General features: G+C 67.6%; 13 protein-coding genes. 7 read left to right on the top strand and 6 right to left on the bottom strand.

Going from position 1 to position 14,991, the window contains the following annotated elements:
* Positions 1-39 precede the first annotated feature (39 nt).
* The 3 genes from AC3WLD_RS05960 to AC3WLD_RS05950 form a co-directional block, all read right to left on the bottom strand.
* On the bottom strand, positions 40-651 hold the full coding sequence (locus AC3WLD_RS05960; protein ID WP_492556026.1) for a 50S ribosomal protein L25/general stress protein Ctc: 612 nt from the start codon (positions 649-651) through the stop codon (positions 40-42).
* A gap of 119 nt (positions 652-770) precedes the next feature.
* Positions 771-1,667 (bottom strand): TraB/GumN family protein, encoded by an 897-nt coding sequence (locus AC3WLD_RS05955; RefSeq protein WP_492556025.1) that lies wholly within the window; start codon positions 1,665-1,667, stop codon positions 771-773.
* Positions 1,664-2,590: a TraB/GumN family protein gene (locus tag AC3WLD_RS05950; RefSeq protein ID WP_492556024.1), complete on the bottom strand. Its 927-nt coding sequence runs from the start codon at positions 2,588-2,590 to the stop codon at positions 1,664-1,666. Before AC3WLD_RS05950 ends, AC3WLD_RS05955 begins: the two co-directional genes overlap by 4 nt.
* 95 nt (positions 2,591-2,685) lie before the next feature.
* Between AC3WLD_RS05950 and AC3WLD_RS05945 the strand changes: the two genes are divergently transcribed.
* The 3 genes from AC3WLD_RS05945 to ppdK all read left to right on the top strand — a co-directional run bounded on the left by AC3WLD_RS05945 (position 2,686) and on the right by ppdK (position 8,740).
* Positions 2,686-3,603: a glycine--tRNA ligase subunit alpha gene (locus AC3WLD_RS05945; protein ID WP_492556023.1), complete on the top strand. Its 918-nt coding sequence runs from the start codon at positions 2,686-2,688 to the stop codon at positions 3,601-3,603.
* Entirely contained in the window at positions 3,600-5,996 is a 2,397-nt protein-coding gene (gene glyS / locus AC3WLD_RS05940; protein ID WP_492556022.1) for a glycine--tRNA ligase subunit beta, read from the top strand. Before AC3WLD_RS05945 ends, glyS begins: the two co-directional genes overlap by 4 nt.
* A gap of 74 nt (positions 5,997-6,070) precedes the next feature.
* A complete protein-coding gene (ppdK, locus tag AC3WLD_RS05935) occupies positions 6,071-8,740 on the top strand; it encodes a pyruvate, phosphate dikinase (RefSeq protein ID WP_492556021.1) in 2,670 nt (889 codons plus the stop codon).
* Position 8,741: 1 nt separating this feature from the next.
* On the opposite strand, the gene AC3WLD_RS05930 is transcribed toward ppdK, so the two are convergent.
* On the bottom strand, positions 8,742-9,497 hold the full coding sequence (locus AC3WLD_RS05930) for a methyltransferase domain-containing protein (RefSeq protein ID WP_492556020.1): 756 nt from the start codon (positions 9,495-9,497) through the stop codon (positions 8,742-8,744).
* Positions 9,498-9,562: 65 nt separating this feature from the next.
* On the opposite strand from AC3WLD_RS05930, the gene AC3WLD_RS05925 reads away from it, so the two are divergent.
* From AC3WLD_RS05925 to AC3WLD_RS05910, 4 genes are all read left to right on the top strand, one after another.
* Positions 9,563-10,345 (top strand): double zinc ribbon domain-containing protein, encoded by a 783-nt coding sequence (locus tag AC3WLD_RS05925; protein WP_492556019.1) that lies wholly within the window; start codon positions 9,563-9,565, stop codon positions 10,343-10,345.
* A gap of 395 nt (positions 10,346-10,740) precedes the next feature.
* Positions 10,741-11,073, top strand: a complete 333-nt coding sequence (gene hisI, locus AC3WLD_RS05920) for a phosphoribosyl-AMP cyclohydrolase (RefSeq protein WP_492556018.1) — start codon at positions 10,741-10,743, stop codon at positions 11,071-11,073.
* A 53-nt stretch (positions 11,074-11,126) separates the two neighbouring features.
* Positions 11,127-11,558 (top strand): MerR family transcriptional regulator, encoded by a 432-nt coding sequence (locus tag AC3WLD_RS05915; protein WP_492556017.1) that lies wholly within the window; start codon positions 11,127-11,129, stop codon positions 11,556-11,558.
* A 26-nt stretch (positions 11,559-11,584) separates the two neighbouring features.
* A complete protein-coding gene (locus tag AC3WLD_RS05910; RefSeq protein ID WP_492556016.1) occupies positions 11,585-13,384 on the top strand; it encodes an acyl-CoA dehydrogenase C-terminal domain-containing protein in 1,800 nt (599 codons plus the stop codon).
* Here the strand turns inward: AC3WLD_RS05910 and AC3WLD_RS05905 are convergent.
* Positions 13,381-14,076, bottom strand: coding sequence for a dienelactone hydrolase family protein (locus AC3WLD_RS05905; RefSeq protein WP_492556015.1), 696 nt, complete (start codon positions 14,074-14,076; stop codon positions 13,381-13,383). The two genes, AC3WLD_RS05910 and AC3WLD_RS05905, sit on opposite strands and share 4 nt — an antisense overlap.
* Positions 14,073-14,990 (bottom strand): cysteine synthase A, encoded by a 918-nt coding sequence (cysK, locus tag AC3WLD_RS05900; RefSeq protein ID WP_492556014.1) that lies wholly within the window; start codon positions 14,988-14,990, stop codon positions 14,073-14,075. The genes AC3WLD_RS05905 and cysK overlap by 4 nt, the downstream gene beginning before the upstream one ends.
* Position 14,991: the final 1 nt, after the last annotated feature.

Genomic DNA, 14,991 nt, shown 5'->3' with positions numbered 1-14,991 from the left:
CCTCCCGCGAGCGGGAGGGGCTCATGGCCGGCAAGCCGATTACTCGGCTTCGGTCTTGGTGGTGTCGCCTTCTTCGCTCTTCAGCGCCGAAGGAGCCACGATCGTCGCGATGGTGAAGTCGCGGTCGGTGATCGCCGAGGCCGAACCGGCCGGGAGCGACACGTGGCTGATGTGGATCGAATCGCCCACGTCGAGACCGGTCACGTCGATCACGATGTCGTCGGGGATCTTGTCCGCGTCGCAGACCAGTTCCAGCTCGTGACGGACGATGTTGAGCACGCCGCCCTTCTTGAGGCCCGGCGACTTCTCTTCGTTGGCGAAGATCACCGGCACAGCGACATGGACCTGGGCGTTGGCCGACAGGCGCAGGAAGTCGGCGTGAAGCGGACGATCGCTGACCGGGTGGAAGGCAACGTCCTTGGGCAGGGTGCGGACGGTTTCACCGCCGACCGTGATCTCGACGATCGAGTTGAAGAAGTGACCGGTGCCGAGCTTGCGGACCAGTTCCTTTTCCTCGACGTGGATGCTGACGGGTTCCTGCTTGCCGCCATAGACGACGGCGGGGACGCGGCCTTCACGACGCAGGGCACGCGAGGCTCCCTTGCCTCCGCGGTCGCGCGTCTCGGCCGACAGGGTAAGCGTTTCGCTCATGTCTGTACCTTCCGAAAATGCTGTTTCAACGCTTCTCCCGCCACGCCTCCAGGGATGACCATGACGGGGAAGCGGCGGCCCATAGCGCAAACCGCCGGAAAAGCAAGGCGAGACCGGGTCTAAGGCACCCGCGTCACGACCCAGCCGCGAGCGGCGAGGAGCGAAGGCAACCCGTCTGCTCCCGCGACGTGCGCCGCGCCCACCGCGATGAATGGCCGGGCCCCGGTCTTCAGCATGGCCTCGATCTGCCGGACCCAGTCGGCATTGCGTTTCGAAAGCAGCGCATCGCGCAAGGCCCGGTCGGCAAGAAAGCCTTTCTCGCTCTCGCGGGCGATGCCGAGGTCGTCGCCCTTGAGCCACAGGGCGAGAAGGTCGCGCTCTTCATCCTCCGGGCTGTTCACCTCGACCACGGTCTGCTCGAGCAAGGTCACCTGCTGGCGCGGCGGCAGGGCGTCGAACACGCCGAACTGGCCGTTGATGGTTTCGAGCCCGGTGACCGGCTTGCGCCCGGCGAGGCGGCGCAGCTCGGGCTCGACGCCATCGGTCGCGTGGACCCCGTCCTTTTCACCCGCAATCGCCGCGATCTGCAGCGCGACCGCCCAAGTTTCCATGTCGGGAAACGACTGGTCGCGCAGGCCGAGCCGGCCATACGTCTTGTCGAGCACGCCCCGGTAGTTCGCGTCGATCCGCGCCGACGGCGGGGGCAGGCCGGGCGTGACGGCCAGCGCATTGAGCGCGCGCGCCGCGATCTCGGGATTGAGCGGCTCGGCGATCTCAAGGACCAGCCGGTCGGCCTTGCCCAGCGCCTCGGACACCGCCGGGCGCTGCCACTGCGTGCCCGCGGGAAGGGCGTGGACGGTCCCGAAGATCCATGCCCGCACGCCGCTGGAGTCTGAAACCTGCCACAACGCGACCCTGGAAGGGCCAGCCTGCTTCGGTGCCTCGCTCGCTGCCTTTCCACAAGCGGCCAGCAAGGTCAGCGCGACGAGCGCCAGAATTCGGCGAAGCGGCGTCATTGCACCCGCTCGTTACGGATCCCGCTGGCGGCGAGCTGGCGCTGGACCGACTCCGGCCCGGCGAGGTGCCCCGCGCCGACCGCGATGAAGACGGTCCCCGGCTCGGCCAGCCGCGCCTCGATCCATTTGGCCCAGGCCTTGTTGCGGTCCCTGAGGATGGCGTTGTCGAGTTCCGGCAGGTCCATGTTCGCGTTCATCACCGCACCGATCGTTTCGACGTCGCCCTTGCCCCAGGCTTCGACCAGTTGCTCGGTCAGGGCCGCGGTCTTGTCGTAATCGCGCACGACGTTGGACAGGTAATGCAGCTGCGCTTCCTGGCTGAGGTTGGCAAACAGGCCGATCTGGAACGCCGCCGTCTCGAGACCCAGGCGCGGCTTGCCCGGCGCGGCGGCGACGAGCTTCTCCTCGGCACCGGCGAGCGGGATCATGCCAAGCTTCATCAGCGGCAGCATCGACAGGACCAGCCCGGGCTGCCACGGGCGATAGGTGTCGAAGCTGTCGAGCGGAAGGCCCTCCCGCTTGAGCAAATCCTCATAGGCCGCGCGCTGCTCCGCGCTCATCAGACCGCGCAGGGTCTGGCCCTTGGGCAGCAGTGCGCTCTTGATCATCGCCTGCTTGACCGCGGCGTCGCTCGCCTCGTCGTCGACGACTTCGGTGACCAGCACGTCCGAACGGTCGAGCGCGTCCTTCACCGGGCCGTTCAGCCAGTTGAGGCCGGGCTTGAGCATGTGGACCGTGCCGAACAGGTAGATCGTGGTGTCGGCATCGCGCACCAGCCACAGCGCGGGGGAGAGGCGAGGGCCGGCCTCGACCACCTCCAGCGTGGGCGGCACCGGCGTGGGCAGGCGCTGGGGATCGGCCAGCGCCGGTGCGGCGGCGAGGGCGAGGAGGGCGGCGAGGCGGGTGAGAAACGGGCGGATCATCGGCATGGCTCTAAGGCAAAGCGATGAACGAAGGCTTGTCGCGGGGCAAGGGCAACGGTTGATTTGCCGCGCCCCATCGGCCAAAGCGCCGCACCATGAGCCCGCAACCGACTGTCGCCGCCACGAAGCCGAAAAGCTTCCAGGAGATGATCCTCACCCTCCACGCGTTCTGGAGCGCGCAGGGCTGCGTGATCCTCCAGCCCTACGACATGCGGATGGGCGCGGGCACCTTCCACCCGGCGACGACACTGCGCGCGCTCGGGCCCGAGCCGTGGAACGCGGCCTATGTCCAGCCGAGCCGCCGCCCGACCGACGGCCGCTATGGCGAGAACCCCAACCGGCTCCAGCACTATTACCAGTACCAGGTGATCCTGAAGCCCAATCCGCCGGACTTGCAGGAGCTGTACCTGAAGAGCCTCGCCGCGATCGGGGTCGATCCGCTGGCGCACGACATCCGCTTCGTCGAGGACGACTGGGAAAGCCCGACGCTGGGCGCCTGGGGCCTCGGCTGGGAGGTCTGGTGCGACGGCATGGAAGTCACCCAGTTCACCTATTTCCAGCAGGTCGGCGGGTTCGACTGCAAGCCGGTCGCGGGCGAACTGACGTACGGGCTCGAACGCCTCGCCATGTACATCCAGGGCGTCGACTGGGTCTATGACCTCGCTTTCAACGACGCCGGGGTGACTTATGGCGACGTGTTCCTGAAGAACGAGCAGGAATTCTCGAAGTACAATTTCGAGGTGGCCGACACCGCCGCGCTGTTCGACGGCTTCGCCAAGGCCGAGGCCGAGTGCCGCCGCTGCATCGAGGCGCAGGTCCCGCTCGCCGCCTATGACCAGGCGATCGAGGCGAGCCACCTGTTCAACCTGCTCCAGGCCCGGGGCGTGATCTCGGTGCAGGAGCGCGCCAGCTACATCGGCCGGGTACGCGACCTCGCCAAGGGTTCGTGCGAAGCGTGGATCGAGAAGAACAAGCCCGAATGGGAAGCGAAGTTTCCGGGGTGGACCGTATGACCGACTTCCTCCTCGAACTGCGCAGCGAGGAAATCCCCGCGCGCATGCAGGCCGGTGCGCGTGCCGACCTCGAAAAGCTGTTCCGCAAGGAGATGGATGCGGCCGGGCTCAAGGCCGGTGCGATCACCGTGTGGTCGACCCCGCGCCGCCTTGCCCTGATCGCCCGCGACCTGCCGGATGCCACCGAAGCTGTCAGTGAGGAAGTGAAGGGGCCGCGCACCTCGGCGCCCGAACAGGCGCTTGAAGGCTTCCTGCGCAAGACCGGCCTGTCGAAGGACCAGCTGACCGAGCGTGACGGCGTGTGGTTCGCGGTCAACGAGAAGCCCGACCGCGCCACCCGCGCGGTTCTGGCCGAGGCGATTCCGGCTATCGTCCGCGCCTTCCCGTGGCCCAAGTCGATGCGATGGGGCGCGGCTTCGCTCTCCACCGAAAGCACCCGCTGGGTCCGGCCGCTATCGGGCATCGTCGCGATCCTTGGCGAGGATCTCGTCGAATGCGAGGCGGGCGGCGTGCCGTCCGGCTATGCGACGAAGGGCCACCGCTTCCACTGCCCGGGCGAGATCACCATCGGCGGCGCGCACGACTACCAGGAAAAGCTGCGCGCCTGCCACGTCATCGTCGACCACGCCGAGCGCCAGGACCTGATCCGCGAAAAGGCCAAGGCCGCCGCCGAGGCCGCCGGGCTGCGGCTGGTCGAGGACGAGGGGCTGGTGATCGAGAACGCCGGTCTCACCGAATGGCCGGTCCCGCTGCTCGGCCGGTTCGACGAGGCCTATCTCGAGGTTCCGCCCGAAGTCATCCAGCTGACCGCGCGGACCAACCAGAAGTATTTCGTGTGCGAGGACGCGGCGGGCAAGTTCGCCAACGCCTTCGTCTGCACCGCCAACATCGAGGCCGCCGACGGCGGCGAGGCGATCGTCGCCGGCAACCGCAAGGTTCTCGCCGCGCGCCTTTCGGATGCGCGGTTTTTCTGGGAGCAGGACCGCAAGACCCCGCTCTCGGTCCACGCTGAGAAGCTGGCGCGGATCACCTTCCACGAGAAGCTGGGCACCGTCGCCGACAAGGTGGAGCGGGTGGCCAAGCTGGCGCGCTGGCTGGTGGAAGAGGGGATAGTCAAGTCTCCCCTCCCGCATGCAGGAGGGGCCGGGGGTGGGCCTGTTTCTGAAAGCGGTGCGGCTTCCATGCCCACCCCTAACCCCTCCCGCGAGCGGGAGGGGAATTTGGCCGATCTCGCCGAACAGGCCGCGCGCCTGTGCAAGGCCGACCTCGTCACCGAGATGGTCGGCGAGTTCCCCGAGCTTCAGGGCCTGATGGGCGGCTACTACGCCCGCGCCGAGGGCTTGCCCGACGCCGTCGCCGACGCCATCCGCGACCACTACAAGCCGGTCGGGCAGGGCGACGAGGTTCCGACCGCGCCGGTGACGGTGGCGGTGAGTTTGGCGGACAAGCTGGATAGCCTTTTCCAGTTTTTCCTTATCGATGAACGCCCGACTGGATCTAAGGACCCTTTTGCTCTGCGGCGCTCAGCTCTGGGAATTGCGGCTCTTATCCTCGGCAACAGCCTGCGTTTTCGATTCCGTGATGTGCTTGAGTACATGACGGACGAAGAGCATCGGACTGCTGGCTCGATCGCCGCCTGGCTGGATCGGCGTGGTGTGGATATCGACCAGATTTTGGCGGACTTCGAACGCGGCCCAGATTTCGATGATGCTGATTTTGTCGGGGGCTTGGCATTCGGAGCGGCAACAGAGAACGCTTGTGGTGCCGTGGTGGATTTCCTCGCCGACCGCCTGAAAGTCCAGCAGCGCGAAGCCGGTGTCCGCCACGACCTGATCGACGCGGTGTTCGCGCTCGGCGGGGAGGACGATCTCGTTCGCCTGCTCGCCCGCGTCCATGCGCTCCAGGCGTTCGTCGGGACCGAGGACGGCGCCAACCTGCTCTCCGGGTACAAGCGCGCCGCGAATATCCTCAAGAAGGAAAACCACGGCGCGGCCAATGCCGGGTCGGAGGGCGAAGGGACCGTCCCGCCGACCGGCGAGGAGGACCCGCTGGTCATGGTCGACGACCCGGCGTTCCGGGGCATCGCTGCGGAGTTCTCGCACTCGCAGGGCCAGTCCCCGCGCTCGCTCGGCTACGATCCCGAACCGGCCGAGGCCGCGCTGATCGCCGCGCTCGATGTCGCAGCGCCGCAGGCCGAAGCAGCGGTCGAGGCCGAGGACTTTTCCGGCGCGATGGCCGCGCTGGCGACGCTGCGCGGGCCGATCGATGCTTTCTTCGAGGACGTGACCGTCAACGATTCCGATCCCGCCAAGCGCATCGCGCGCCTCGACCTGCTCGCACACTTCCGTGCTGCAGTGCACAAAGTTGCTGACTTCTCACGGATCGAAGGCTAAATGGCCGGAGCCCGGTCGCGCACCGGGATCCACGAAACCACGGTAATTCGGCACTTTTCTTACGGGGAATCGGCTTGTCCAACAATGCATACGTATTCGCATTCGGTGGTGGCGCAGTCAGCAGCGACGTTCGCGCCCGCGACAAGACGATCGTCGGCGGCAAGGGTGCCAACCTGGCCGAGATGGCCTCGATCGGACTGCCGGTGCCTCCGGGCTTCTCGATTTCGACCGAGATCTGCACGGCCTACAACGCCGCGGGCAAGACCTTCGAAGACGGTCTGCGAGCGGCCGTAGCGGACGGCGTGAAGCATATCGAAAGTGCCACCGGGCGCAGCTTCGGTGATCCGGCCAACCCGCTGCTGGTTTCGGTCCGCTCGGGCGCGCGCGTTTCGATGCCGGGGATGATGGACACGGTCCTCAACCTCGGCCTCAACGATGCCACGGTCGAGGGTCTGGCCGCCGGCTCTGGCGACCCGCGCTTCGCTTGGGACAGCTACCGCCGTTTCATCCAGATGTATTCCGACGTGGTGCTTGGCCTCGACCACCACCGGTTCGAGGATGCGCTCGAAATCGCCAAGGAAGACAACGGCTTCTTCAACGATGTCGAGATGCAGGCCGAACACTGGCAGGCGATTGTCGGCGAGTACAAGGGGATCGTCGAGGAAGAGCTTGGCCGCCCGTTCCCGCAGGACGTCCACGAACAGCTGTGGGGCGCGATCGGCGCCGTGTTCGATTCCTGGGAATCGGACCGCGCCAAGGTCTATCGTCGTCTCAACGACATCCCCGGCACCTGGGGCACCGCGGTCAACGTCCAGGCGATGGTCTTCGGCAATATGGGCGACACCTCGGCCACCGGCGTCGCCTTCACCCGCGATCCCGCGACCGGCGAGAAGGCCTATTACGGCGAATGGCTGGTCAACGCCCAGGGCGAGGACGTCGTCGCCGGGATCCGCACTCCGCAGTATCTGACGCAGCGCGCCCGCGAGATTGCCGGGGCCAAGCCGCTGTCGATGGAAGAGGCGATGCCCGACGCTTACGGCGAGCTCGCCCGCGTGTTCGAGCTGCTCGAGAAGCACTACAAGGACATGCAGGACATCGAGTTCACGGTGGAACGCGGCCAGCTGTGGATGCTCCAGACCCGCGCCGGCAAGCGCACCGCCAAGGCCGCGCTCAAGATGGCGGTCGACATGGTCGGCGAAGGCCTGATCGACGAGGCGACCGCAATCCGCAGGGTCGATCCGATGGCCCTCGACCAGCTGCTCCACCCGACACTCGATCCGAAGGCCACGCGCGACGTGCTCGGCCGCGGCTTGCCGGCCTCGCCGGGCGCGGCGGTGGGCTCGGTCGTGTTCGACGCCGATACCGCCGAGCGCCGCGCCGGGCAGGGCGAGGACGTGATCCTCGTCCGTGTCGAGACCAGCCCCGAGGACATCCATGGCATGCACGCGGCCAAGGGCATCCTGACCGCGCGCGGCGGCATGACGTCGCACGCTGCGGTCGTCGCACGCGGGATGGGCCGGCCTTGCGTTTCAGGGGCTTCGGCCCTCTCGATCGACATGACCCGGCGCGTTGCCCGGATCGGCGACCGCGAAATATCCGAAGGTGACGTCATCACCCTCGACGGTTCGAACGGTGACGTGATGTCGGGCGCGGTGGCGATGATCGAGCCGGAGCTGGTCGGCGACTTCGCCGTGCTCATGGCGTGGGCCGACAAGCACCGCCGGATGAAGGTCCGCACCAATGCGGAGACCCCGGCCGACTGCGCCGTCGCCCGCCAGTTCGGCGCGGAAGGCATCGGCCTCTGCCGGACCGAGCACATGTTCTTCGACGCGGGGCGCATTTCCGCCGTGCGTCAGATGATCCTCGCCGACGACGAAGCCGGCCGGCGCGCCGCGCTGGCCAAGCTGCTGCCCGAACAGCGCAGCGATTTCACAGGCATCTTCGAGGTCATGGCGAGCCTGCCGTGCACGATCCGCCTGCTCGACCCGCCGCTGCACGAGTTCCTGCCGCATGGCGATGCGGAGTTCGAGGAGCTGGCCGAAGTGACCGGCCTCGGCGTCGATCACCTCAAGCGCCGGGCCGGGGAACTCCACGAATTCAATCCCATGCTGGGCCACCGCGGTTGCCGCCTGGGCATCACTTTCCCGGAAATCTACGAGATGCAGGCCCGCGCGATCTTCGAGGCGGCATGCGAGGTCGCGGCGAAGTCCGGCGACGCGCCGGTGCCGGAGATCATGATCCCGCTGGTGGCGACCAAGCGCGAGCTGGAAATCCTTCGCGCGCTGGTCGACCGGGTCGCGGCCGAGGTCTTCGCCGAGCAGGGGCGGACCATCGAGTACCTCGTCGGCACGATGATCGAGCTGCCGCGCGCAGCGCTGATGGCCGGGGAAATCGCCGAGGAAGGCACATTCTTTTCGTTCGGAACCAACGACTTGACCCAGACCACTCTGGGTGTTTCGAGGGACGACGCGGCGCGCTTCCTCAACCCGTACGTCGAGCAGGGCATCTACCCCCGCGACCCGTTCGTCAGCCTCGACATCGACGGCGTCGGCCAGCTCGTGCGGATGGCGGCCGAGCGGGGCAGGGCGACCCGGCCCGACATCAAGCTCGGCATCTGCGGCGAACACGGCGGCGACCCGGCAAGCATCGCGTTCTGCGAGGGCGTCGGGCTCGATTACGTGTCGGCGAGCCCCTACCGAGTGCCGATCGCGCGGCTGGCCGCAGCGCAGGCGGCGCTGAAGTAACTCAGCGTCGCCAGCCGCTTAGCGTAAGGATTTCGAGTGTTTCGGTAACCCGTCCGGCATCGTCGGCGCGGGCCTTGAAGGCGGCGTCGGCGCGGGCCAGGGCGGCCTTGCGGAGCGGCGGGGGCGAGCTGGCGAGGACGCCGGTCAGGCCCTGTGCGCGAAGGTCACCTGACAGCGCCTGAAGCGCACTGAACCGCACCTTGAGGCTGCGCGAGTCGATGACCGGGTCGGCGAAACCGCAGCGCTGGAGCAACTGCCCACCGGCGCGGACGTCGACCTGCGGATGGATCCGTCCCGCCGGGCGTTCGCCATCGGCCTCGAGCAGGATGCCGCGCAGTTCGGCCAGTGATCCCGCGCCCATGAACTGCGCGAGCATCAATCCGCCGGGCGCGAGGGCGCCGCGCAGGTGGATCAGCGCGCCGGGCAGGTCGTTGACCGTGTCCAGCGTGCCCAGGCTCGCGATGAGATCGAACCCGGCGTGCGGGTAGGGGGCCTCCTCGTCGAGGTCGAGCGGGTTGTCCTCGGTAACGTCGGCACCCTGCGCCGACAGCGCGCGGGCCAGCGCCCCGGTCCAGTCGCCAATCACCAGCGCCCTGCGGGGTTCGTGGCGAAGGAACGAGAGGCGATCGAGGACGTCCTCGACCATGTCCTCGATGACATAGCGCGGTGCGTCGGGGCGTTGCTGCAACGCCAGCATCCGCCGGAACCGGGCGCTTCGGCGGGCTTTGGAGAAGATGATCGGGGGCGATTGGGCCATATCGGAGGCGATGCCCGGCCCCGGCCCCCTTGCCAAGCCCCGGCACGCATTCGATCCTGCGGGCGATGACCGCGCTCGCCGCCTTCACGCCGCTGGTCGACATGCTGTTCCCGCCGCGCTGCCCGCTGTGCGGCGATCCGCTGGCGGCGCAGGGCGGGCTTTGCGTCGCCTGCTGGTCGGCTCTCGCAATTCCGGGGGAGCCACGCTGCCAGCGCTGCCAGCGACCGATGGGCGAATCGGTCGGGCTCGAGGGCGACTACACTTGCGCGCCCTGCCTCGCCGATCCACCCAGGCACGAGGGGATCGCCGCGGCCACGCTGTACAACGATACGTCGCGGCAGCTGGTCCTCCAGTTCAAGCACGGCCGCAAGGTGGCGCTGGGGCGGATGCTGGCGCGGCTGATCCTGCCGCAACTCCCGCCGTTGGAGGGCGAGTGGCTGGTCGTGCCGGTGCCGCTCCACCGCTGGCGGCTGTGGCACCGGGGCTACAACCAGGCGGCGATCCTGGCCGGTCACCTGGCCCGTGATCTCGGCCAGCGCGCCGCGCCCGATGCGCTCGTGCGGCGCAAGCGGACGCCGTCGCTCGGCGGGCTGGGGCGCAAGGCGCGGGCGCGGACGCTGCAGGGCGCCATCGCGGCCCATCCGCTCTGGGCCGCGCACCTCGCCGGTGCACAAGTCCTGCTGGTCGACGATGTGATGACGAGCGGCGCGACGACGGACGCCTGCCTTGTGGCGCTGCGCCGGGCAAAGGTGGCGCGGGTGCGAATCGCCTGTTTCGCCCGCGTGCTCGATGAAGCGCTGGACGAGGCCACTCGACAGGAGCCGGAAAAGGAAACGCCCGGAGTTTGAGCTCCGGGCGTCCTCGTGACGAAAACCTGGACGTTCGCTCCGTTCAGCGATGCGGCGGCCCCCTTGTTGCCGCCACGTCCGTGACCCTCATTCCCCGGTGCCCCGCCCGATCGCGTCGGGATCAAGGGCGTGGGCAACCGAGCCCCTCATTTTTTCCCCGAACATTGGCACTGACGTGCCGCCTTGCGGCGGTCGAGTTAACGGCTCCCTCAAGCCGTGGCCCCTCATCTCCGAAGTGCTCCGGAGAAGGAAGTCCGAAGGCGCGGAGCGATGGATTTTGACTGCGGCATGTGGTTATCCTGCAACAAATCTGTCCCACACGGGGCGCAAGACGAAAGGCTGTTACCATTTCGACGACCGAAGATGCCGAACTGCGCGAGCAGGGCGACCGTTTCATGCCGAAGTTCGACGCGTCCGGGCTGCTCACGGCCGTCGCGGTCGATGCGGCAAGCGGCCGCATCCTGATGCTCGCGCACATGGACCAGGCGGCGCTCGACAAGACGATCGAAACGGGCCTTGCCCACTTCCATTCGCGGTCGCGCGGCCGGCTGTGGATGAAGGGCGAGAGCAGCGGGCACGTGCTGGAGGTTCGCGAGATCCGGGTCGACTGTGACCAGGATGCAATCGAGCTCCGCGTGGATGCGCGCGGTCCCGCCTGCCACACCCTGGCGACAAGCTGTTTCTACCGGCGTCTCGACGCGCAGGGCAGGCTGGAGCGCGTTGATTGACGCTTACGTAAGGGGTAGTTGACGTAAGCGTAAGGCTCTGGTAGCGGAGGGGCATGTCCAGTCCCTCCGCCCGTCACAGCGCGCATCTCGAGCGTCCCGACGCCTTGTCGCGCGAACATTTCACCATCTCCGACCTTTCGGCCGAGTTCGGCGTAACGCCCCGGGCGCTGCGCTTCTACGAGGATGAGGGGCTGATCGCGCCGACCCGCGTGGGGCTGACGCGGATCTATTCGAAGCGCGACCGCGCCCGGCTCGCCTGGATCATGCGTGCCAAGAACGTCGGGTTCAGCCTCGGCGAAATCCGCGAGATGATCGACCTTTACGATCTCGGCGACGGTCGGGTGGAGCAGCGCCGGGTGACCATCGAGCGCTGCCGCGCCCGCGTCGAGCAGATGGAGCGGCAGAAGGCGGATCTCGAATCCGCCATCGCCGAACTTTCCAGCTTCATCCGCCAGGTCGAAAGCCTCGACCTCGGCGGCCACTGACCTTTTCCAGCCAGGGAAAACCACATATGCCGATCTACAACGCCCCCACGCGTGATGCGAAGTTTGTCGTCAACGAACTGCTGCGGCTTGAATCCTATTCGAACCTGCCCGGCTTCGAGGCCGCGACGCAGGACATGACGGACGCGGTGATCGACGAGATGGGCCGCTTCACCAGCGAGGTGATCGCGCCGCTCAACGCCAATGCCGACAAGCAGGGCTGCACTCGCCATCCCGACGGCTCGGTGACCACGCCGGACGGCTTCAAGGAAGCCTACGCCCAGTTCTGCGAGGCCGGCTGGGGCACCCTGACCGCGCCGGAGCAGTTCGGCGGGCAGAACCTGCCGCACGTCATCGGCTTCATCATGGAGGAATTCCTCAACAGCGCCAGCCAGGGCTTCGCGATGTATCCGGGCCTCTCGGGCGGGGCGATTTCGGCGATCCTCGTAAAGGGTTCGCCCGAGCAGCAGGCGTTCTACCTGCCGAAGATGGTTTCGGGCGAATGGACCGGGACGATGAACCTGACCGAGCCGCAGTGCGGGACCGACCTCGGCCTGATTCGCACCCGCGCGGTGCCCCAGGCCGACGGGTCCTATGCGATCACCGGGACCAAGATCTTCATCTCGGCCGGCAACCACGACCTGGCCGAGAACATCATCCACCTCGTCCTGGCCAAGCTGCCGGACGCGCCGGATTCGACCAAGGGCATCTCGCTGTTCATCGTGCCTAAGATCAACGTCAACGCCGATGGGTCGCTGGGTGAGCCCAACGCGGTGTCGGTCGGCTCGATCGAGCACAAGATGGGCATTCACGGCAATGCGACCTGCGTGATGAACTACGACGGCGCGAAGGGCTTCCTCGTCGGCGAGGAGAACAAGGGCCTCGCCGCGATGTTCATCATGATGAACGCGGCCCGGCTCGGTGTCGGCATCCAGGGCTATGCGCAGGGTGAAGTCGCCTACCAGAACGCGGTCCAGTACGCGCAGGACCGCCGTCAGGGCCGGGCTCTGACCGGCCCGGCCGAGCCTGACCAGAAGGCCGACACGCTGTTCGTCCACCCCGATGTGCGGCGCATGCTGATGGACGCCAAGTCGCTGACCGAGGGCCTTCGCGCGCTCGGCCTGTGGGGTGCGCTGCAAGTCGACCTGACCCACAAGGCCGCCACCGCCGAGGACCGCCAGGCCGCGGACGACCTGATCGGCCTGCTCACACCGGTGATCAAGGGCTATGGCACCGACATGGGTTACAAGGTCGCGACCGACATGCAGCAGGTCTTCGGCGGCCATGGCTACATCGAGGAATGGGGCATGAGCCAGTTCGTCCGCGATGCCCGGATCGCCATGATCTATGAAGGCGCCAATGGTGTGCAGGCGATGGACCTCGCCGGGCGCAAGCTCGCCATGAACGGCGGCCGCGCGGTGCAGGCGTTCTTTGCCATGGTCGATGCCGAATGCGCGGCGGCCGAGGGCGATGCGTCGCTGGGCGAGATCGCCGGCAAGCTCGCCAGGGCGAACGGCGAACTGAAGGCCGCGACCATGTGGTTCATGCAGAACGCGATGGCCAACCCGAACAATCTCGGTGCAGGTGCCTATCACTACATGACGATCATGGGCCACGTCGCGGTCGGCCTGATGTGGCTGAAGATGGCGCGCATCGCGCAGGACGCACTGGCCGCCGGCGATGGCGACGCGCTGTTCTACCAGGCGAAGCTTGCCTGCGCCCGGCACTTCGCCGCGGCGTTCCTGCCCGATGCCGGTGCGCTGCGCCGCAAGATCGAGGCGGGCGCTGCGAACGTGATGGAGCTGCCGGTCGAGGCGTTCGCGAGCTAGGCGAACGCCTCATCCAGCGTTCCGATGAGCGCCGCCCAGCTCTGGCGGTCGGCGCTGGCGTCGTAGGCGATCGCCGGCATACCGCGGGCATCGCTGCCGGGGTCGGTGAAACCGTGCTTCACCCCGCTGTAGCTGTGGAAGTGCCAGCGGTTGCCGGCGGCGTCCATCTCTTCCCAGAAGGCAAGCACCTGGCCGCGCGGCACCATCGGGTCGGCGTCGCCGTGGCAGACCAGGATGCGGCCGGGGAATTTCCCCTCGGCTTTGCGTCCGGTGTCGAGCAGGCCGTGGAAGCTGGCGGCGAGGCGCAGGTCGGCACCCTCGCGCGCCAGTTCGAGCGCGGCTTGTCCGCCCATGCAATAGCCGATGGCGGCACGGGGGAGGTCGTCGGCGAGCGTTTCCAGAGCCGCAAGTCCTGCTTTCAGCCGTCCGCGGTAGACGTCCACGTCGGCCCGCAGCTTTTCTGCCAGCGGGCGCGAAGCTTCGAAGCTCGCGACCGGTGCTCCATAGAAATCCGCGATCAGCGCAAGATACCCGAGCTCCGCCAGCATCGCCGCGCGGCGCTCTATCGACGGAGTGACGTTGGCGATCGTCGGAAAGACCAGCACCGCCCCGCGCGCTGCGCCCTGCGGACGGGCGAGCCAGCCGGTCAGGGCCGTCTCGCCGTCCGTGTAATCGATCCGCTCGAGGCTCATTCGGGCAGGAAGTCCGGCACCGAGAGGTAGCGCTCGCCGGTGTCGTAGTTGAACCCGAGCACCCGGCTGCCCGCGGGCAGGTCCTTCAGCTTCTGCGAGATCGCCGCGAGTGTCGCGCCCGAGGAAATGCCGACCAGCATGCCTTCGACCGTCGCCGACTTGCGCGCCCATTCCTTGGCGTCGGCCGGATCGACCTGGACCGCCCCGTCGATCGACTGGGTGTGGAGGTTGCCGGGGATGAAGCCCGCGCCGATGCCCTGGATCGGGTGCGGGCCGGGCTGGCCGCCAGAGATGACCGGCGACAACGTCGGCTCGACCGCCCAGGCTTTCAGCTTCGGCCAGACCTTCTTGAGCGCCTCGGCGCAGCCGGTGAGGTGGCCGCCGGTGCCGACGCCGGTGATCAGCGCGTCGATCGGCGTGTCGGCGAAGTCGGCGAGTATCTCCTGCGCGGTGGTGCGCACGTGGACCTCGACGTTCGCCGGATTGTCGAACTGCTGCGGCATCCACGAGCCGGGGGTCTGCTCGATCAGGTCCTTGGCCCGCTCGATCGCACCCTTCATGCCCTTTTCGCGCGGGGTCAGGTCGAAGGTTGCGCCATAGGCCAGCATGAGCCGGCGCCGTTCCAGCGACATCGATTCGGGCATCACCAGCACCAGCTTGTAGCCCTTGACCGCCGCCGCCATCGCGAGGCCAATCCCGGTGTTGCCGCTGGTCGGCTCGATGATCGTCCCGCCGGGCTGGAGGCTGCCGTCCTTCTCCGCCGCCTCGATCATGGCGAGGCCGATGCGATCCTTTATCGATCCGCCGGGATTGGCGCGTTCGGCCTTTACCCATACCTCGTGGTCCGGGAACAGGCGGGCGAGGCGGACGTGCGGCGTGTTGCCGATGGTGGCGAGGATGCTGTCGGCTTTCATG

It is taken from the genome of Novosphingobium sp. FW305-C-111 (genome assembly GCF_058783565.1).
This window is presented reverse-complemented; position numbering and strand designations above follow the sequence as displayed.